This is a genomic window from Protaetiibacter mangrovi, from assembly GCF_024752305.1.
Taxonomy (GTDB): Bacteria; Actinomycetota; Actinomycetes; order Actinomycetales; family Microbacteriaceae; genus Homoserinibacter; species Homoserinibacter mangrovi.
On sequence record NZ_JANTHX010000004.1, the window covers coordinates 401,019 to 419,580 of the forward strand.

Genomic DNA, 18,562 nt, shown 5'->3' on the forward strand with positions numbered 1-18,562 from the left:
GGGCGACCGCGCGGGCGACCGTAGACTCGTCGGGTGATCGCCGCCTGCCTCATCGTGGCGGGGCTCGGGCTCGCGGCGGCTCCGTGGGCGATCGTCGCGGTGCGGCGGCTCGGCGGCCGGCTGGGGGCGACCCTCGTCTTCGCATCCGCACTGACGGTGCTGCTCCTCGCCTCCATGATCAGCGGTGCCGCACCCGTGTCGCTCGCCGCCGCGATGGTGACCGTGGCGCTGCTGTCGATCACGAGCGGGACCGCGGTGCTGGTCCGTTCGGGTCGCACCCGCCGCTCGCGCCGCCCCGGCCGGTGGCTCGAGTGGGTCGCCGCCGGACTCGGCGGCGTCGCGTGGCTGGTCGCCCTGGGTGTCGCCTCGGCGGTTCCGGGGGCGGTGCGCGTGGGGTGGGTGCTCGCGGGAGACGGATTCAACAACATCGAGCTCGCCCGCCTGCTGGCGGACGCGGACGGCCCCTTCACGGGCCCCGATCTGAACCCCGCACCGCTTCCCGCGCTGCTGCTCGCGGTGCTGGGCGGTGCCGCGGGGACGACCGGGGACGCGGTGGTGGTCCTGGCGGTGCTGTGGTCCCTCGGGATCGTCGCGACGTGCCTGGTCACCGGGCTTCTGGCGTGCACGTTCATCGACCCGGTCCGTCTGCGACTGCGGGCGCTGGTCGCCGGCGTCGCCTCGTTGCTTCCCCTGACCGTGCTCGTCGGAACCCTTCCGATGTACTGGGGGTTCCTGAACGCCGCCCTCGTCGCCCCGATCGTCATCGTCACGGTGTTCGTGCTGACGGACGCCGCACGGCATCCGCGGGCCGCGCTCGCCGCCGCGCTCCTGCTGATCACGTCGGCGCTCGTCGCCTGGGCGCCCCTTGCGGCCGTCCCCGCGGCCGCCGCGGTCGCCATCGCGATGCGGTTCCGGGTGCTGCTGGGTGCGACGCGTGGGGTGGGCATGCTGGCGGTGCTCGTGCCCCTCGTCGCGCTGGGGGTCGTCTCGGTCTCGGTCGTGGTGCCCGCGATCTTCGGCAGCCTCCCCGGGTTCGCGGCCGACGGCATCGGCTTCCCGGCGCTGTGGGCACCGCTCGCGGTCGTCGCGGCGGGGATCGCCGTCGTGCTGCTGCTCGGCTATCGCGCGCATCCGGACGTGCGGTGGTCGGTGACCGGCTGGGGTGCCGGCGTGATCGCCGCGATCGCCGGCACCGTCGTGCTCGCCGCGGGCGACCCGTCGGGCTACTACCCCGTCAAGATCGTGTGGTTCTCGGTCGTGGGCTCGGGTGTCGTGCTGGTGGCCCTGCTCGTGGGCTGGCTCTCGCGGACCTCGGGCGGACGACTCACTCTCCTGCCCGTGCTCGCGGCGGTCGGCCTCGCCGCCCTACTCCCGGTCGCGGCTCCGGGGGCGTCGCCCCTGCGTCCCGCGCCCGCCGTCCTGTTCTCGGGCGGACTGTGGTGGGGAGGCGCGGAGACCGAACGACTCGTCGCGATCGTGACGCGCGATGACGCCCCCGCCCTGCTCTGGCGCAGCGGCGAACCCGATGAGGCGCTCGTGGACATGTGGGCTCTGCTCGACGCCGGAGGGGGCTTCGGGGGAGACAAGGATCTGCGGCTCCTGGCGTTCGACGGCTATCGCGCGCTCCGGGCAGGGCACTGGCAGGGAGGCGACGCCGGGGCGCTCTGCCGACCGATCGAGCGGATCGACGGGCTCGTCGTCTACACGGCCGACCCGGGTCTCGCGGCCGAGGTGGAGGCCGCCTGCGATCTCCCCGACCCTCCGGTGCGGCTGATCCCCGACACCTCGCAGCTCCGCTGAACCGGGGGCGTTCAGTCCGGGAGGTGGCGCGCCCGCGCGAGGTCGACGCGGTACACCCGGCCGTCGCGCGACCAGAGCAGCGGCGTCCCCTCCGCGCGGAAGTGCTCCAGCGCCCGACCCTCGTGGTCGGGAGCGGGGTGACCGGATGCGCGCACCACGCGCCACCACGGCACCTCGCCGCCGTAGTACGCCATGACCTGGCCGACCCCGCGGGCCGCCCGCGATCCGACCGACGCGGCGACGTCCGAGTAGCTCATCGCGCGCCCCTCGGGGATCGCGGCGACCACCTCGAGCACGGCCTCGACGAATTCGCCCGAGGGGTGCGGCATCCGGATGCGGTGGCGTCAGAGCGCGAGCGCGCCGAGGTTCTCGCCGTAGGGGGTCTCGCCCACGACCCGGAAGCCGACCGCCTTGAAGAACTCCTCGGGCCCGGCCTCGCCGGAGGCCCAGACGACGGTGAGCTGGTGGAAGCCGCGTCGGCGCGCCTCGTCGGCGAGCGCCTCGACGGCGAAACGGCCGACGCCCATGCCCTGGGCGTCCGCCTCGACATGGATGCGCCACAGCGCCGCCTTCAGGAACTCCTCGTGCGCGTCGGGGTCGAAGGCGCCCATGACGTAGCCCACGAGGCGGTCGCCGTCCATGACGACGCGGGGCCAGGAACCGGCGGGGTCGAGATCCTGTTCGACGTGCTCGTAGGTCTCGGGGGCGATGAAGGCCGCCTGCCCGGGCTTGAGGGCGAGGTTGCGAGCAGCGACGATCGTGTTCGCCGTCAGCTCTTCCAGTCTCAGGTCCGCCATTCAGACAGGCTAACCCGCTGGGCCGTCACACGCTCAGGTATCTCGATGTCAAGATATCTCGGATGCGGGGTAGGCTGTTCCGCGGCGTACACGCGAAAGGACAGCACGTGGTCGACAAGATCAAGGTCGAAGGAACGGTCGTCGAGCTCGACGGCGACGAGATGACTCGCATCATCTGGCAGTTCATCAAGGACCGTCTCATCCACCCCTACCTCGACCTGGACCTCGAGTACTACGACCTCGGCATCGAGAACCGCGACGCGACCGACGACCAGGTCACGATCGACGCGGCCCACGCCATCCAGAAGCACGGCGTCGGCGTCAAGTGCGCCACGATCACCCCCGACGAGGCGCGCGTCGCCGAGTTCGGCCTGAAGAAGATGTGGAAGAGCCCGAACGGCACGATCCGCAACATCCTCGGCGGCGTGATCTTCCGCGAGCCGATCGTCATCTCGAACATCCCGCGCCTCGTGCCGGGGTGGAACAAGCCGATCATCATCGGCCGCCACGCCTTCGGCGACCAGTACCGCGCGACCGACTTCGTCTTCGACGGCCCGGGCACCCTGACCCTGTCGTTCCAGCCCGCCGACGGCGGCGAGGCGCAGAGCTTCGAGGTCTTCCAGGCGCCCGACGGCGGCGTCGCGATGGCGATGTACAACCAGGACCCGTCGATCCGCGACTTCGCGCGCGCCAGCTTCAACTACGGCCTCTCGCGCGGCTACCCGGTCTACCTGTCGACGAAGAACACGATCCTGAAGGCCTACGACGGCCGCTTCAAGGACCTCTTCCAGGAGGTGTTCGACGCCGAGTACAAGGAGCAGTTCGAGGCCGCCGGCATCACCTACGAGCACCGCCTCATCGACGACATGGTCGCCTCCGCGCTCAAGTGGGAGGGCGGCTACGTCTGGGCCTGCAAGAACTACGACGGCGACGTGCAGTCCGACACCGTGGCCCAGGGCTACGGCTCGCTCGGCCTCATGACCTCGGTGCTCACCACGCCCGACGGCAAGGTCGTCGAGGCGGAGGCGGCGCACGGCACGGTCACCCGCCACTACCGCCAGCACCAGGCCGGCAAGCCCACCTCGACCAACCCGATCGCCTCGATCTTCGCGTGGACCCGCGGCCTCATGCACCGCGGCAAGCTCGACGACAACCAGGCGCTCATCCAGTTCGCCGAGACCCTCGAGGACGTCGTCATCACGACCGTCGAGTCGGGCAGGATGACGAAGGACCTCGCGCTGCTCGTCGGCCCCGAGCAGGAGTGGCAGACCACCGAGGACTTCCTCGCGACGCTCGACGAGAACCTCCAGGCGCGTCTCGGCTGACGCTGCGGCGTCGGCCCCCCATCCCCGCCCCTCAACGGGGGCTGGGGGCGCCTCTCGGTGTGCAGCAGAGTTGACACATGCCCGAGAATCCGTCCGTTCCGTCGCGCCCGAAAGTCCCCCGGCAGCTGCTGGTGGCCGGGGGAGTCCTCGTCACCGTCGTGACGGCGGCGACCATCGCGATCCCGCTGATCGCCGACGCCAACCGGCGCGACACCTCCGCCGGCACCCTGACGGTCGAGACGGATGAGCCGATCGCGTCGGCCGCGCTGGCGAGCGTGGGCGTCGAACTCGCAGACGGGTTCAACCCGTACGACCAGACCGGCGACGGGGTCACCGACGTCTGGGCCATCCCCCTCGAGGCGTTCGACTCGATGCCCATCGACGGGGACGGGTGCACGCCGGAGCGGCTCGCCTGGCTGGCCGAGAACAACCTGCAGGACTCCGTTCCGCCCGCGGTCACGCTGCGCAACGACGCGACCGACGGTCAGGCGATGACCGTCGACGAGATCCGGTTCGACGGGGAGCGCACGAGCGAGTCCACCCGCGTGGTCGCCGTCCAGTGCGCGGGCTACGGGGGCGATGCGGGGCTCCAGTTCGTCGATGTGCCCCTCGCGGGCGGGAGCGCCGTGTACGGGGAGCCGCCGTGGGGCGACTCCACCACGGGCGTCGCCCCGGCGGGGAGCCCCGTCGTGCTGAACCTCTCGCCCGGTGAGCTCGTGCAGCTCATGCTCTACGCGAACCGCGACGGCTTCACCGGCGGCTTCTCGGGATCCATCGTCGCCGACGTCACGGTCGGCGACGCGAGGGAGACGGTGACGCTCGCAGACGGGTTGAGCTTCTACACCCTCGAGTACATGGACACGTTCTACCTCTACGGCCCCACGATCGGATGCGACCAGGGAGACTGCAGCCCCGCCCAGGCGAACGAGCTGATCGCCGGATACCGGACCCGGTGATGACCGATCCCCTGGTGTCCGAGGAGTCCCCGGTCGAGCAGTCCCCCGCGGAGGTCGACGCCGTCGAGCCCCCCGCGGCGGCGCCCCGCGAGTCGTTCTTCAAGCGACGCATCTGGACTCGTACCGGCAAGATCATCGCCGCCGTCGTATCGGCGGTGTCGTTCGTGACGGGGGTGATCGGCGTCATCCCCATCCTGACCCGCGACGCGACAGGCCTCGGCTCGCTGGAGGTCTCCGCCGCACCCTTCGAGGCCGGCCCGCGCGAATACGCGCTGCCCCCGGACGCCGAGCTGTCGAGCTTCCCGACCGGCGCCGCATGCGGGCCGGAGCAGCTCGCCTGGCTCGAGGCGAACGCCGCACCGCTGACCCATCGGGTCGTGCTCGACATGGGCAACCACGCGAGCGAGGGCTCGATGCTCGCCCTCACCGAGCTCCGTGCGGTGACCACAGGGGTCGCCGGCGATCTGGGCGTGCGTGTGGTCTGCGACAGCCCCGCCCAGAACGTGCAGTCGGCCCGGCTGTTCGTCGATCAGCCCGGGGCGACGGCGTACTTCGGCGGCGACACCTTCGGCGGGTCGGGGCGTCCCGATTCGCCGGTCGCCTGGAATCTCGCCCCTGGCGAGAACGGCACGCTCGTCGTCGATCTGCTGAGCGCGACCGCTGTGGGCGGCTCGCTGCAGTTCACCGCCCACAGTGGAACCGAGTCGACGACCATCGACATCGAGGGCTCCGACTTCGTCCTGCCGCCGCTCGCGGCGTCCGGCGCGCAGTACCTGCTCGCGACCGCCGACGGATTCGTCTGCCGCGCCCTCGACGGTTCGGAGTGCGACCTGACGGCTCTGCTCGCCGGCTGAGCGGCGTCGGTCCCCGGGGGACCCAAGTCCCGGTCCTCCGGATGCGGTCCCGCGTAGCGTGGGAGCATGACCGCAGCCACCACCGTCACCGTCACGGGTGCCGCGGGCCAGATCGGCTACGCGCTCCTGTTCCGTATCGCGTCGGGTGCCATGCTCGGCGACCGGCCGGTGCGGCTGCGGCTGCTCGAGATCCCTCAGGCGGTCGGCGCCGCCGAGGGCACCGCGATGGAGCTCGCCGATGCCGCGTTCCCGCTGCTGGAGTCGGTCGACGTGTTCGACGACCCGAGCGCCGCGTTCGACGGCACCGAGTTCGCGCTGCTCGTCGGGGCGCGTCCCCGCACCGCGGGCATGGAGCGCGGCGACCTGCTCGCGGCGAACGCGGGCATCTTCGGTCCGCAGGGGCGGGCGATCAACGACCGCGCATCCGATGCCGTGCGCGTGCTCGTCGTCGGCAACCCCGCCAACACGAACGCCCTCATCGCCGCCGCGCACGCGCCGGACGTGCCCGCCGAGCGCTTCACCGCGATGACGCGGCTCGACCACAATCGCGCCCTCGCACAGCTCGGTGCGAAGCTCGGCGTCGGTGTCGGGCGCCTCAGCCGCATGACCGTGTGGGGCAACCACTCCTCCACCCAGGTGCCCGACCCCGCGCACGTGCTGCTCGACGGCGAACCCGTCGGATTCGACCCCGCGTGGGTGGCGGGCGAGTTCGCGCCGACCGTGGCGACGCGCGGCGCGGCGATCATCGACGCCCGGGGCGCCTCCTCGGCGGCGAGCGCCGCGTCCGCCGCGATCGATCACCTGCACGACTGGGTTCTCGGCACGCGCGACGGGGACTGGGTCTCCGTCGCCCTGCCGAGCCGGGGCGAGTACGACGTGCCCGAGGGGCTCGTGAGCTCGTTCCCCGCCACGAGCGCGGGTGGAGAGTGGCGGGTGGTCGACGGCCTCGAGCTGTCGCCCGCGGTGCGCACGGCGCTCGACGCGTCCGTCGCGGAGCTGGCCGCCGAGCGCGACGCGGTACGCGCTCTCGGCCTGCTGCCGTAGCTCAGTACGGGGTCTCGCCGCGCTCCATCATGGCGACGAACTCGCGCGCCCGGCGCTCCCGGGTCTCGGGTCGCACCGCCTGCTGGATGCGGAAGATGAACGCCCAGCGGTTCTGCGCCGAGACCGTCGCGAAGAACGCGGACGCCGCGGGGCTCGCGTCGAGCGCCGCCTGCAGCTCGGCGGGGACGGGTGCGTCCTTCTGGCGGTAGGCGGCATCCCAGCGCCCGTCGGCCTTCGCCCGATCGATCTCTGCCTGGCCGCCCGGCCGCATCCGCCCCTCGGCGATCAGGCGTTCGACGTGCTCGCGGTTGATCTGCGACCACGGGCTGCGCGAGCGCCTTGGCGTGTACGCCTGCAGGCTGTAGTCGGCGTCGAAGGCGCCCGCCTGGCCGTCGATCCAACCGAAGCAGAGGGCCACGTCGAGCGCCTCCTGGCGCGTGATGCCCGGCACCGAGGCGTTCTTCTTGAGGATCTTCACGCGCACGCCCTCGGCGGGGGGATCGTCGGCGAGGAACGCCTCCCACTCGCGCCAGTCCGTGAACGGCAGGATCGGCTTCTCGGCGAACGACGACATGGACAGACCCTACGCGGCGCCGCCGACGGCGAAAGGCCCGCGGAGCACGGCCCACTGCAGCAGCATGATCGTCTTGGCGTCGACGATGTCGACCCCGATCCGCGCGATCGCGTCGTCGATGCCGACCTCGACGACGTCGATGTGCTCGCCCTCGTCGTGGAGCCCTCCTCCGGCCGTGCGGGCGGTCGCCCCGGAGTACCGCGCGGCGAAGAAGTGCAGGCGTTCGGTCACGGACCCGGGGCTCATGTACACGTCGAAGACGTGCTGCAGCTCGCTCACCTCGTGCCCGGTCTCCTCGAGGGCCTCGCGGCGGATGGCGGTCTCGGGGTCGTCCGCGTCGAGCAACCCGGCCGCGGTCTCGAGCATCATCCCGTCGGGGTGGTCGTTGACGTAGACCGGGTAGCGGAACTGGCGGGTCAGCAGCACCGTCCGCCGCTCGGTGTCGTAGAGCAGGATGGTCGCGCCGTTGCCGCGGTCGTAGGTCTCGGCGACCTTCTCGTGCCAGTCGCCCGCCGCATCCCGTTCGCGGTACCGGGTGCGTCGCAGCACGTGCCAGGCGGCGGCGACGAGCTCGACCTCGTCGACCCGGATGCCGGGGTTGCGGGTCAGGTCGAGCCCGGTGAGGTGCAGACCGGTGCGGCCGCGGTGGTCGGGTTCGTCGGCGCCGCGCATGTCAGTACCCGAGGAAGACGTCGGTGCGGATGCGGCGGGTGCCCGCGGCGCGCAGCGCGCGACGCAGCCGGGAGACGTCGGTGGGGGAGCCCGACAGGTAGACGGTGCGCTCGCGGGCGTCGGGGATGGCGCGATGCACGACCTCGGCGGTGAGCGCGTCCGAGCCCAGCCAGCTCCAGTGCGGCGGCAGCTCGCCGGGGTCGTCGGGGGAGAGCACGGCGACCCGCGCTCCGGTGGCGGCGAGCTCCTCGCGGTAGGCGAGGTCGGATGCCGCCCGCACCGCGTAGAGCAGCTCGGCATCCGCGGACCGCCCCGCGGCGGCGAGGGCGGCGAGCTGCGACACGAACGGGGTGACCCCGATGCCCGCGGCGACGAAGGCGAGCCGGGCCTCCGGGTCGCGCGGCAGCGTGAAGTCGCCCCACACCCCCGTCGCACGCACCCGGGTGCCGGGCTCGAGGCTGCGCAGCGCCGTCTTGAACGACGACGCGTGCTCGCGGATGCGCACGCCGACGGTGACCTCGTCGGCGCCGGGCACGGAGGTGAGCGAGAACACCCGTCGGATGCCGCCGAGGTCGTGCCGCCGGTGCGGCAGCGTCAGCTCGAGGTACTGCCCGGGCGCGAACCGCAGCGGAACCCGCGGCCGGAAGCGGAACTCCCACGCGGTCGGCGTGAGCTGTCGCGAGCCGAGGAACTCGAGCACCACGGCCCGGCGCTGCCCGAAGGCGAAGGCGGCGGCCCCGCCGATCACGAGGGCGAGCTCGGGGGTGTTGAGGAACGGGCCGACGGCGAACGGCACGCTCGTGAGCAGCGCGACGAGCAGGGAGTAGGCGAGCCGCTGCCAGCGACGCGGCGGCAGCGTCAGGGGCTCGCTCAGCATGAAGCCGGCGGCGAAGACGACGGGCGAGGAGAGCAGCGCGAACGAGAGCGCCGAGCCGAGGTCGCCGCCGAACGACAGGAAGCGCGCGGCCAGCACGCCGCCCGTGACGACCACGTAGAGCAGCCCCATCCCGATCCGGCGGGTGCGCCACAGCACGAGCAGGGCACCGATGGCGACGGCGGGCAGCATCGGCCCGGTCGCGACCCACCACGACGACAGCCCGAGCCCGCTCACCCCGATCACCACGGCCGCCAGAGCCGCCGGGTTCACGAGGTGCCGACCCCGCCAGGCCAGGAGGTACTTGGAGGCGGCCGCGATCGCGGCCGCGAGGGCGAGCACGAGCAGCCCCGAGGCGTCGGAGGCGGGCTCGAGCACGAAGAACAGCAGCATCGCCGTGATGAGGCCCGACTCGGTGAGGGGGCGGCTGCGCACCATGAGGCCGAGCGCCTGGTTGGCGATCCACGACGCGGCGAGCAGCACCGCCGCGCTCTCGAGCAGCGCGAGCGGGGCGAACGGCATCACGCCCGCGAGGCTCAGCACGAGGGCGAGCAGGGCGAGCACCAGGAGGATGCCGAGCACGAGCAGGTACATGGTGATGCGGCCGAGCAGCCGGTCGACGGCAGCGATCATGCGAACACCTCTCCGGGGAAGTCGCGGCTCGTCTGCAGCGTGCCGTCGGACAGCATCCTGACCCATTCGACGCCGCGCCGCGCGAGCCAGGACGGGTCGACGTCGAAGAAGAGCGCCGTGGCGGCGCCGTCGGCGGTCAGGTCGTCCCCCGCGACGGCCCAGGTCGCGACGACGTCGCGAGCCGGCAGCCCGGTCACGGCGTCGAGCACGTGGTGGCGCCCGTCGGCGTGGCGGCGCCTGTTCCCCGCGCTCGCCGAGAGCGCACCCCCCGAGACCTCGGCCACCCCGATCGCCTTCGTCGCATCGCCGGGATGCTCGAGGGCGATCCTCATGGGCACGTCGCGGATGCGCAGGTCGCCCGACCCGTCGACGACGGAGCGCCCGATGCCGGCGTCGGCCAGCGAGCCGCTCACGAGGTCGACGAGGTAGCCCTTGCCCGCGGCCCCCACGTCGAGCATCACGGGGTGCGCCGTGTCGAGGTGCTCGCCGTCCCAGGCGAGCGCGTCCTCCCAGCGCGGCACGACGTCGGCGACACCCGTCAACCGGGGCCCGAAGCCGGAGGCGGCCAGCGCGCCGCCGACGAGCGGCGAGACGCGTCCGGCGGTCGCCTCGTAGAGCTCCGCGTAGAGGCCGAGCAGCGGCCCGGCGTCGTGCGGCAGCCGGTGGCGCCCCGGGTCGCGGGCGATCCGCGAGACGAGCGAGTCCGCACGGTAGCGCGACCAGTCGCGGTCGAAGCGGTCGATGAGCGCGGCGACGGCGGCGCGCACCTCATCCGGCAGCGGCTCCTCGCTGTCGACGCGCCAGGGCGTGCCGAGCGCGTCGAAGTGCCAGGCGCAGGGGAGCGGGTCGGCGATCACGCGGGCCGCGCCGGGTCAGGACGCGAGCGCCTCGGACTTGATCGTCTCGATCGCCTTGTTGAAGCCGCCGCTCGTGAGCGAGGAGCCGGCGACGCGCGAGACGTCGAGGGTGTCGATGTCCTTGCCGACCACGACGTCCGCGATGCCCCCGGCGAACTTCTCCTGGAACCCTTCGGCCTGCGGGTCGTCGGCCTCGGGGGTCACGGTGACGGCGGTCACGACGTCGCCCTCGAGGGTGAGCTCGACGGCGACCGACTGCTCGCCGGCGGGGGAGATGTAGCTCCCCTCCGCCGTGTAGGTGCCGTCGGTGTAGGAGGCGGAGGTGTCGGTTCCCGTGTCGGCCTCGGCCGAGGAGCCCGTCGTGCCGCTCGCGCACCCGGCGAGGGCGAGCAGTCCGAGGCCGGCGGCGCCGATCGCGCCGAGCCGGACAGGTGCGGGGACGGTGCGGATGGTGTCGGTCATGCGGACCACAATGGCAGCGATTCCTTGATCTGGGCTGGCAATTCCGATGTGTTCGCATGGAGTGCTCTCGGATCGCCGTATTACGAGTTTGTAAACCGTCCGTTCAAACCTTGCGGGTTGTTTGTTCGTACGCTTTACTAACAAACATGTCCGCCCCGGAAGCGCAGCGCAGCGCTCCTCTCCGCGCACTCCGCCCCTCGGCGAAGGTGCTGCCCGAGCACGCGCGCAGCCACAACCGCTCCCTGGTGCTGCAGAACCTCTACCGCGGCGGCCTGCTCAGCCGCGCCGACCTCGCCCGCGAGACCGGCCTCACCCGCGTCACGATCTCCGACCTCGTCGCCGAGCTGATCGGCGACGGCCTCGTCGTCGAGACCGGCCAGCGCGAGGAGGGCCGCCCGGGCAAGCCCGCGATCCTGCTCGACATCAACCGCGCCGGGCACCGCATCATCGGCGTCGACCTCTCCGACACCGGCGTCTTCCGCGGCGCCGTGCTCGACCTCGACGGCGGCATCGTCACCCGGATGGAGGCCGAGACCGACGGTGCCGAAGGCGACGAGGTGGCCGCGATCGCCGTGCAGCTCGTGCGCGACCTCGTCGCCGCCGCCGACGCCCCGCTCCTCGGCATCGGCATCGGCTCGCCGGGCATCGTCGACCTCGCCGGCACCGTGCTGTCGGCGCCGAACCTCGGGTGGTCGGACGTCGCCCTGCAGCAGCTCGTCGCCGACGCGACGGGGCAGCCGGTCGTGGTCGCCAACGACGCCAACGCCGCGGCGCTCGCCGAGCACAGCTTCGGATCCGCCGTCGGCGACTTCATGCTCATCCGCGTCGGACGCGGCGTCGGCGCCGGCCTCATCCTCGGCGGCACGCCCGTCTACGGCAGCCGCTTCGCGGCAGGCGAGCTCGGCCACGTCGTCGTCGGCACCGACGGCGGCGACCTCTGCGTCTGCGGCAAGCACGGATGCCTCGAGACCTGGCTCTCGGTGCCCCACCTCACCGCCGGCCTCGCGGCCGCCCCGGATGCCGCCTCCCGCGACGCCGTGCTGCGTCGCGCCGGGGAGCGCCTCGGCATCGCCCTCGCGCCGGTCGTCGGCGCCCTCAATCTCGACGAGGTCGTCATCAGCGGCCCCGTCGAACTCCTCGACGGTTCCCTCACCGAGGCGGCCATCGAGACCTTCCGCGCCCGCACGATGGCCGAGTTCCACGGCGATCTGACGGTGCGGATGTCCAGCCTCGGCCAGGACATCGTCATGCGCGGCGCCGCCGCCATGGTCCTGTCGGGGAGGCTCGGGGTCTCCTGAACCCGATGACGCAACACCCTGCACCAGCGGTGCCGCCACCCGGCATCACCGCAATTCGAAGAAGAAGGAAAGCACGAATGAAGCGAAAGATCGGAGCCCTCGCCGCGGCGACGGCTGCGCTCGTCGTCCTCGCGGGCTGCTCGACCTCGGGCGACACCACGGACACGGGCAGCGCCGACGGTCAGGACATCACGTTCTGGCTCATGGGAGGTGACACCCCGGACGCTCTGCGCGACTACCTGAAGACCGAGTACAACAAGGCGACCGGGGGCACCCTCACTATCGAGCAGCAGGACTGGAGTGACGCTCTCGCGAAGCTCACCACCGCTCTGCCCGACGCCGACAATACTCCGGATGTCACCGAGATCGGGAACACCTGGTCGCCCACGTTCACGACGGTCGGCGCCTTCTCGGACATCTCCGACATGTACGACGAGCTGGGCGGCTCCAAGCTGCTGCAGTCGTTCGTCGACGTCGGCGCGGTCGACGGCAAGAACTACGCCATGCCGTACTACTTCGGCTCGCGCTACGTCTTCTACCGCAAGGACCTCTACGCGGCCGCCGGCCAGGAGGTCCCGACCACCCTGCCGCAGCTGACCGAGGCCGCGACCGCCCTCCACACCGACGCCCTCTCGGGCTTCTACCTCGGTGGCGAGGACTGGCGCAACGGCGTCTCGTGGATCTTCGCCTACGGCGGGGACCTCGCGAAGAAGGACGGCGACACCTGGAAGTCGAGCCTGTCGGACCCGAAGACCATCGAGGGCCTGACCGCGCTGCAGGAGCTCTACACCTCGGCGTCGAACGCCCCGGTGACCGAGTCCGACAGCACCCCGTGGGTCAACATCAACACCCAGCCGAACGCCACCGCCCCCGAGGCGGCGACCATCATCGCCCCCGGTTGGGCGCACTGGTCGATCGGCGACCTGGCCGAGGACCCGAACGACAGCACCAAGACGGTCGCCACCTGGAACGACGACGTGTTCGGCACCTACGTGCTGCCCGGCGTCGACGGCGGCGTCGCCCCGGTGTTCGCCGGCGGCTCCAACATCGCGATCTCGGCGGCCTCGAAGAACCAGGCCGGCGCCCGCGAGCTCATGAAGATCATCTTCAGCGACGAGTACCAGCAGATGCTCGGTGAGAACGGCCTCGGGCCGGCCAACTCGGACTTCCTGTCGTCGCTCGGCGACGACCAGTTCGCGAAGGCGCTCGCCGACTCGGCTCAGGGCTCGAAGCTGACCCCCGCCGCGCCCGGTTGGGCCGCGGTCGAGGGCTCGGGCCTGCTCGAGGAGTTCTTCGGCAAGGTCAACGGCGGCGGCGACATCGCCTCGCTCGCGGCCGAGTACGACCAGAAGATCGACGACATCATCAACGGATAGTCGATCCGACGCCGGTCGGGCAGCGCGCGCTGCCGCTGCCCGACCGGCACCCCCGGCGCCGCCGCCGGACCTCCGCAGCGCCCCACGTTCTCCGCAGCCCCGCCGCATCCGGCCCGGGCGCGTCACACCTCACACCTCGTAGCCTTCGAAAGGAGGATCCCGCATGTCCACGCACACCGCAGGGCGTCGCATCCAGCCCCGCCGCACGACCGGCGTCCCGTACGTGCTGATCGTGCCGGCCGTCGTCGCCCTGCTGCTGGGCCTCGGCTACCCGCTGGTCTGGCAGTTCATCACGGCGTTCCAGGACTACGGACTCGCCCAGCAGTTCGGCAAGCCGCCGGAGTGGGTCGGCTTCGACAACTTCGCGAACCTCCTCTGGGACGGCGAGTTCTGGGCCGTGCTCGTGCGGTCCCTCGTCTTCTGCATCGTCACGGCCGCCGTGACGGTCGTCATCGGCGTGCTCATGGCGGTGCTCATGAACGCCGTCGGCCGCACCGTGCGCCTCATCCTGCAGATCTCGATGCTGCTGGCCTGGGCCATGCCGGTCGCCGCCGCGACCACCGTGTTCATCTGGCTGTTCGACCGCCGCCGCGGCGTCGTCAACTACCTGCTCGACATGATCCCAGGCGTCGACATGAACCGCTTCGACTGGCTCGGGCACCCGCTCACCTTCTTCCTGGTGGCGATGATCCTGATCGTCTGGATGTCGGTGCCGTTCGTCTCCTTCGCCGTCTACGCCGGACTCACCCAGATCTCCGAGGAGGTCATGGAGGCGGCGCAGATCGACGGTGCGAACGCCTGGCAGCGCTTCCGCCGGATCATCGTGCCGATGATCCGCCCGGTGCTGTCGATCGTGCTGCTGCTGCAGCTCATCTGGGATCTGCGGGTCTTCGCGCAGATCACCCTGCTCAAGGACGCCGGCTCCAAGGCGAGCGACTTCGACCTGCTCGGCACCTACATCTACAAGCTCGGCGCCGCCGCCAACGACTTCGGCGTCGCGAGCGCGGTGTCCATCGTCGTGCTCGTCATCACCATCGCGATCAGCTGGGTGTACGTGCGCGAACTGATCAAGGAGGATGAGGCACAGTGACCGGAGCCAGGGTGGGGCGCGTCGCGCTCAGCGTGCTCGCGATCGTGCTCGCGATCGTCTGGATCTTCCCCGTCTACTGGATGGTGAACTCCTCGTTCATCTCGACCGCGGTGCTGCAGCAGTTCACGCCGCACTTCTTCCCGGGCGAGTACTTCACGGTGTCGAACTTCACCGGGGCGGTCGCCGACGGCTCGTTCTTCGGCGCGCTCGGCATGAGCGTCACGATCACGCTCATCGTGGTCGTGGTGTGCCTGATCTTCGCCTTCCTCGGCGCCGTCGCGATCAGCCGCTTCAAGTTCCGCGGGCGCAAGAGCTTCGTGCTCGCGCTGCTGCTGATCCAGATGCTGCCGGCCGAGGGTCTCTTCATCGCCCAGTACAAGATGGTGTCGTCGGTCGGGCTGCTCAACACCGTGCTCGGCGTGAGCGTCATCTACATCGCCGCCGTCATCCCGTTCACCATCTGGATGCTGCGCGGCTTCGTCGCCGGCGTGCCGGCGGAGCTCGAGGAGGCCGCCATGGTCGACGGGCTCAGCCGCTTCCAGGCGTTCATGCGCATCACCTTCCCGCTGCTCGCCCCGGGGCTCGTGGCATCCGGCGTCTACGCCTTCCTGCAGGCGTGGAACGAGTTCACGGTCGCGGTCGTGCTGCTGCCGGCCGAGTCGGCGCAGACGCTGCCGCTGTGGCTGCGCGGCTTCGTGCAGGCGTCGGCGACGCGCGAGACCGACTGGGGCCAGGTGATGGCGGCGTCGACCATCGTCGCGATCCCGGTGATCATCTTCTTCCTGATCGTCCAGGGCCGCATGACGAGCGGCATCGTCGGGGGTGCGGTCAAGGGATGATCTCCTCGCCTGTCCTGCTCCCCGGATTCGTCGGGACGGAGCTGCCGGGGTGGCTCGCCGCGCGACTGCGCGACGGCCTCGGCGGGGTGTGCCTGTTCGCCGAGAACATCGTGTCGCCCGAGCAGCTGCGCGCCCTCACCGCGGCGATCCGCGAGGCGAACCCGCGCGCCCTCATCGCGATCGACGAGGAGGGCGGCGACGTCTCGCGGCTGCACGCCGCCACCGGCTCGCCGTTCCCCGGGAACGCCGTGCTCGGGCGCCTCGACGACCTCGAGCTGACGGCCTCCGTCGGCGCGGCCGTCGCGGCCGAGCTGCTCGCGGCCGGCGTCAACCTCAACTTCGCCCCGGATGCCGACATCAACTCGAACCCCGACAACCCGGTCATCGGAGTGCGCAGCTTCGGCACCGACCCCGAGCTCGTCGCCCGGCACACGGCCGCCTGGGTGGCCGCCCACGAGGCGGGCGGTGTCGCGGTCAGCGCGAAGCACTTCCCCGGGCACGGCGACACGGCATCCGACTCCCACCACGCGCTGCCGGTCGTCGACCTGCCGCTCGAGACGCTGCGCGAGCGCGAGCTCGTGCCGTTCCGCGCGGCCGTCGCCGCGGGGGCTCGCACGGTGATGTCGAGCCACATCCTGCTGCCGCAGCTCGACGCGGACGCCCCGGCGACGTTCTCGTCGCGCATCCTCGAGGGGCTGCTGCGCGAGGAGCTCGGCTTCGACGGCGTCGTCGTCTCGGACGCGCTCGACATGGTCGGGGCCTCGGGCGAGATCGGCATCCCGGCGGCCGCGGTGCGTGCACTCGCCGGCGGGTGCGACCTGCTGTGCATCGGCACCCGCAACACCGACGCGCAGCTCGGGGAGATCGAGGCGGCGATCGATGCGGCCGTCGCCTCGGGTGCGCTCGCCGCCGACCGTCTCGCCGACGCCGTCGCCCGGGTGGCTGCGCTCGCCGAGTCGCTGCCGACGGCGCCCGGGCCCGCCCCCGAGCCGTTCACGACCGACCCGGGCCGGGTCGCCACCGCCTTCGAGGTCGCCGAGGGTGTGCGCCTGCCGGCCGCGACGCGCCTGGTGAGCATCGAGACCACCGCCAACATGGCGGTCGGCCCCGACGTGCCGTGGGGACCGGCGAGCGTCGGGATGACGCCCGACCCGCTGCGCGAGGGCGAGCCGCTGCCGGCATCCGACCTGCCCTACCTCGTCGTCGGCAAGGACAATCACCGTCGCGCGTGGACGCGCGCCGTGATCGACGAGGCACGCGCCGCCCAGCCCGGCACCGTCGTGGTCGACATGGGGTGGCCGTCACCCGATCGCGCGTACGCGGACGTGGCGACCTTCGGGGCGTCCCGCAGCGTCGCCGCGGCGCTGCGCGAGCTGCTCGACGGAGGTGTGCTGTGAGGGTCGGCCTCGACATCGGCGGCACCAAGACGGATGCCGTCGCGATCGGCGACGACGGTCGCGTCGTGCAGACGCTGCGCCTGCCCACCGGCTTCGGCGCCGAGGTCGTGCTGCACACCGCCGTCGCGGCCGTCCATCAGCTCGCCACCGCGACCGGCACCCCGATCGAGGGCTTCCGCTCGATCGGCATCGGCATCCCGGGCGCGGTCGACCCGGCGACCGGCCGGGTCAGCCACGCCGTCAACCTGGGCCTCGCGGATCTCGAGCTGGGCGCCGAGCTGCGCACCCGGCTCGGCCGGCCCGTGCGGGTCGAGAACGACGTGAACGCGGCGGCGCTCGGCGCGTTCCACCTGCAGGGGCTCGGCTCCGGCCAGTCCATGGCCTATCTCAACGTCGGCACCGGCCTCGCCGCGGGCATCGTGCTCGGCGGCGAGCTGTGGCGCGGCGTGAGCGGTGTCGCCGGCGAGATCGGCCACATCCCGGTCGACCCCGCGGGCCCGGTCTGCCCCTGCGGCCAGCGGGGCTGCCTCGAGCTCTACGCGTCCGGCTCGGCCGTCGCGCGCGAGTGGCCGAGCGAGGATCCGCTCCCCGTTCGCGCCCTGTTCACCGCCGCCGCGTCCGGCGACGCATCCGCCACGACGGTGCGGGACCGCCTGCTGCAGGGCGTCGCCGAGGCGACCCGTCTGCTCGTGCTGACCGTCGACGTCGACGACGTCGTGATCGGAGGCGGCATCAGCCGCATCGGCGAGCCGCTCATCTCGGGCGTGCGGGCGGTCATCGCGCGCTGGGAGGCCGCGTCCCCGTTCGTGGCGTCGCTCGACCTCGGCGGGCGGCTGCGCCTCCTGCCCCCCGATTTCCCCGCCGCCGCGGTCGGCGCCGCGTTCGTCGGCGACCCCGAGGCGAACGCCCTGGAGGTGGTGTGATGGCCGAGATCGTGATCCTGCCCGGATCCCCCGACGAGGCGAAGGCGGCCGCGGGGGAGCTCGCCGCCGACCTCATCGCGCGCGTCGTGCGGGGCAAGCCCGACGCGGTGCTGGGCCTCGCGACCGGCTCGACCCCGCTGCCCGTCTGGAGCGCCCTCGCCGCGCGCGACCTCGACTGGTCGCGCGTGCAGGGCTTCGCGCTCGACGAGTACGTGGGGCTGCCCGCCGGCCACCCCGAGAGCTACCGCGCGGTGATCACGCGCGAAGTCGTCGACACCCTCGGCCTCACGCCGACCCTCGTCCACGTGCCTGGGGACGACGGCGGCGAGATCGCGACCGCGGGGCAACGCTACGAGGCCGCGATCGCCGCGGCCGGGGGTGTCGACATCCAGGTGCTCGGCATCGGGCGCACCGGTCACATCGGCTTCAACGAGCCGGGGTCGTCGTTCGCCTCCCGCACCCGGGTCAAGACCCTCACGGAGGCGACCCGGCTCGACAACGCGCGGTTCTTCGACTCGATCGACGACGTGCCGCGGCACTGCCTCACCCAGGGGCTCGGCACCATCCTCGACGCCCGCGCGCTCGTGCTGCTCGCCTTCGGCGAGGCGAAGGCGGATGCGATCGCCGGTGCCGTCGAGGGGCCGGTCTCGGCCTCGCTGCCGGGCTCCGCGATCCAGCTGCACCCCGAGGTGACCGTGCTGGTCGACGAGGCGGCCGCCTCGAAGCTGCGCTTCGCCGACTACTACCGCTACGCCTGGGACAACCGGCCCGACTGGGCGCACTGGAGCTGA

19 protein-coding genes are annotated in these 18,562 nt (G+C 72.1%); 12 read left to right on the forward strand and 7 right to left on the reverse strand.

Annotated elements, in window-relative coordinates; all coding sequences use genetic code 11:
• The first annotated feature begins 33 nt into the window (after positions 1-33).
• Positions 34-1,800, forward strand: a complete 1,767-nt coding sequence (locus NUH29_RS04115; RefSeq protein WP_258797735.1) for a hypothetical protein — start codon at positions 34-36, stop codon at positions 1,798-1,800.
• Positions 1,801-1,811: 11 nt separating this feature from the next.
• Here the strand turns inward: NUH29_RS04115 and NUH29_RS04120 are convergent, their stop codons facing one another.
• Entirely contained in the window at positions 1,812-2,129 is a 318-nt protein-coding gene (locus tag NUH29_RS04120; protein ID WP_258797736.1) for an MGMT family protein, read from the reverse strand.
• 15 nt (positions 2,130-2,144) lie between these two features.
• Positions 2,145-2,597, reverse strand: coding sequence for a GNAT family N-acetyltransferase (locus NUH29_RS04125; RefSeq protein ID WP_258797737.1), 453 nt, complete (start codon positions 2,595-2,597; stop codon positions 2,145-2,147).
• 107 nt (positions 2,598-2,704) lie between these two features.
• Here NUH29_RS04125 and NUH29_RS04130 point away from each other — a divergent pair, with 107 nt between their 5' ends.
• The 4 genes from NUH29_RS04130 to NUH29_RS04145 all read left to right on the forward strand — a co-directional run bounded on the left by NUH29_RS04130 (position 2,705) and on the right by NUH29_RS04145 (position 6,776).
• Positions 2,705-3,922 carry an NADP-dependent isocitrate dehydrogenase gene (locus NUH29_RS04130; RefSeq protein ID WP_258797738.1) on the forward strand — a complete coding sequence of 406 codons (1,218 nt, stop codon included), beginning with the start codon at positions 2,705-2,707 and terminating at the stop codon, positions 3,920-3,922.
• Positions 3,923-3,999: 77 nt separating this feature from the next.
• Positions 4,000-4,878: a hypothetical protein gene (locus NUH29_RS04135; protein WP_258797739.1), complete on the forward strand. Its 879-nt coding sequence runs from the start codon at positions 4,000-4,002 to the stop codon at positions 4,876-4,878.
• On the forward strand, positions 4,878-5,732 hold the full coding sequence (locus NUH29_RS04140) for a hypothetical protein (protein WP_258797740.1): 855 nt from the start codon (positions 4,878-4,880) through the stop codon (positions 5,730-5,732). The genes NUH29_RS04135 and NUH29_RS04140 overlap by 1 nt, the downstream gene beginning before the upstream one ends.
• 66 nt (positions 5,733-5,798) lie before the next feature.
• On the forward strand, positions 5,799-6,776 hold the full coding sequence (locus NUH29_RS04145) for a malate dehydrogenase (RefSeq protein ID WP_258797741.1): 978 nt from the start codon (positions 5,799-5,801) through the stop codon (positions 6,774-6,776).
• Between the two features lies 1 nt (position 6,777).
• Here the strand turns inward: NUH29_RS04145 and NUH29_RS04150 are convergent, their stop codons facing one another.
• From NUH29_RS04150 to NUH29_RS04170, 5 genes are read right to left on the reverse strand one after another with little or no spacing between them, the layout of a single operon-like run.
• Entirely contained in the window at positions 6,778-7,350 is a 573-nt protein-coding gene (locus NUH29_RS04150) for a YdeI/OmpD-associated family protein (RefSeq protein WP_258797742.1), read from the reverse strand.
• 9 nt (positions 7,351-7,359) lie between these two features.
• A complete protein-coding gene (locus tag NUH29_RS04155) occupies positions 7,360-8,022 on the reverse strand; it encodes an NUDIX domain-containing protein (RefSeq protein WP_258797743.1) in 663 nt (220 codons plus the stop codon).
• 1 nt (position 8,023) lies between these two features.
• Positions 8,024-9,529, reverse strand: a complete 1,506-nt coding sequence (locus NUH29_RS04160) for an FAD-dependent oxidoreductase (RefSeq protein ID WP_258797745.1) — start codon at positions 9,527-9,529, stop codon at positions 8,024-8,026.
• A complete protein-coding gene (locus NUH29_RS04165) occupies positions 9,526-10,386 on the reverse strand; it encodes an FAD:protein FMN transferase (RefSeq protein ID WP_258797746.1) in 861 nt (286 codons plus the stop codon). Before NUH29_RS04165 ends, NUH29_RS04160 begins: the two co-directional genes overlap by 4 nt.
• Before the next feature lie 15 nt (positions 10,387-10,401).
• Entirely contained in the window at positions 10,402-10,848 is a 447-nt protein-coding gene (locus NUH29_RS04170; RefSeq protein ID WP_258797747.1) for a hypothetical protein, read from the reverse strand.
• A 146-nt stretch (positions 10,849-10,994) separates the two neighbouring features.
• Between NUH29_RS04170 and NUH29_RS04175 the strand changes: the two genes are divergently transcribed.
• The 7 genes from NUH29_RS04175 (at position 10,995) to NUH29_RS04205 (ending at position 18,562) form a co-directional block, all read left to right on the forward strand.
• A complete protein-coding gene (locus NUH29_RS04175; protein WP_258797748.1) occupies positions 10,995-12,146 on the forward strand; it encodes an ROK family transcriptional regulator in 1,152 nt (383 codons plus the stop codon).
• A 77-nt stretch (positions 12,147-12,223) separates the two neighbouring features.
• Positions 12,224-13,522, forward strand: coding sequence for an extracellular solute-binding protein (locus NUH29_RS04180; protein ID WP_258797749.1), 1,299 nt, complete (start codon positions 12,224-12,226; stop codon positions 13,520-13,522).
• Positions 13,523-13,685: 163 nt separating this feature from the next.
• A complete protein-coding gene (locus tag NUH29_RS04185) occupies positions 13,686-14,612 on the forward strand; it encodes a carbohydrate ABC transporter permease (protein WP_258797750.1) in 927 nt (308 codons plus the stop codon).
• Positions 14,609-15,451, forward strand: coding sequence for a carbohydrate ABC transporter permease (locus NUH29_RS04190; protein WP_258797751.1), 843 nt, complete (start codon positions 14,609-14,611; stop codon positions 15,449-15,451). The genes NUH29_RS04185 and NUH29_RS04190 overlap by 4 nt, the downstream gene beginning before the upstream one ends.
• Positions 15,448-16,848 carry a beta-N-acetylhexosaminidase gene (gene nagZ / locus NUH29_RS04195; RefSeq protein WP_258797752.1) on the forward strand — a complete coding sequence of 467 codons (1,401 nt, stop codon included), beginning with the start codon at positions 15,448-15,450 and terminating at the stop codon, positions 16,846-16,848. The genes NUH29_RS04190 and nagZ overlap by 4 nt, the downstream gene beginning before the upstream one ends.
• The gene (locus tag NUH29_RS04200; protein ID WP_258797753.1) at positions 16,845-17,771 is read left to right on the forward strand and encodes an ROK family protein; all 927 of its coding nucleotides are present in this window, start codon (positions 16,845-16,847) and stop codon (positions 17,769-17,771) included. Before nagZ ends, NUH29_RS04200 begins: the two co-directional genes overlap by 4 nt.
• Positions 17,771-18,562, forward strand: coding sequence for a glucosamine-6-phosphate deaminase (locus NUH29_RS04205; protein ID WP_258797754.1), 792 nt, complete (start codon positions 17,771-17,773; stop codon positions 18,560-18,562). The genes NUH29_RS04200 and NUH29_RS04205 overlap by 1 nt, the downstream gene beginning before the upstream one ends.

Excerpts from the sequence above, each read along its gene's own strand:
- NUH29_RS04180 (WP_258797749.1), top strand. The coding sequence starts at position 12,224 with ATGAAGCGAAAGATCGGAGCCCTCGCCGCGGCGACGGCTGCGCTCGTC.
- nagZ (WP_258797752.1), top strand. The coding sequence starts at position 15,448 with ATGATCTCCTCGCCTGTCCTGCTCCCCGGATTCGTCGGGACGGAGCTG.
- NUH29_RS04150 (WP_258797742.1), bottom strand. The coding sequence starts at position 7,350 with ATGTCGTCGTTCGCCGAGAAGCCGATCCTGCCGTTCACGGACTGGCGC.
- NUH29_RS04185 (WP_258797750.1), top strand. The coding sequence starts at position 13,686 with ATGTCCACGCACACCGCAGGGCGTCGCATCCAGCCCCGCCGCACGACC.
- NUH29_RS04120 (WP_258797736.1), bottom strand. The coding sequence starts at position 2,129 with ATGCCGCACCCCTCGGGCGAATTCGTCGAGGCCGTGCTCGAGGTGGTC.
- NUH29_RS04160 (WP_258797745.1), bottom strand. The coding sequence starts at position 9,529 with ATGATCGCTGCCGTCGACCGGCTGCTCGGCCGCATCACCATGTACCTG.
- NUH29_RS04125 (WP_258797737.1), bottom strand. The coding sequence starts at position 2,597 with ATGGCGGACCTGAGACTGGAAGAGCTGACGGCGAACACGATCGTCGCT.
- NUH29_RS04175 (WP_258797748.1), top strand. The coding sequence starts at position 10,995 with ATGTCCGCCCCGGAAGCGCAGCGCAGCGCTCCTCTCCGCGCACTCCGC.
- NUH29_RS04145 (WP_258797741.1), top strand. The coding sequence starts at position 5,799 with ATGACCGCAGCCACCACCGTCACCGTCACGGGTGCCGCGGGCCAGATC.
- NUH29_RS04155 (WP_258797743.1), bottom strand. The coding sequence starts at position 8,022 with ATGCGCGGCGCCGACGAACCCGACCACCGCGGCCGCACCGGTCTGCAC.
- NUH29_RS04140 (WP_258797740.1), top strand. The coding sequence starts at position 4,878 with ATGACCGATCCCCTGGTGTCCGAGGAGTCCCCGGTCGAGCAGTCCCCC.
- NUH29_RS04135 (WP_258797739.1), top strand. The coding sequence starts at position 4,000 with ATGCCCGAGAATCCGTCCGTTCCGTCGCGCCCGAAAGTCCCCCGGCAG.
- NUH29_RS04205 (WP_258797754.1), top strand. The coding sequence starts at position 17,771 with ATGGCCGAGATCGTGATCCTGCCCGGATCCCCCGACGAGGCGAAGGCG.
- NUH29_RS04170 (WP_258797747.1), bottom strand. The coding sequence starts at position 10,848 with ATGACCGACACCATCCGCACCGTCCCCGCACCTGTCCGGCTCGGCGCG.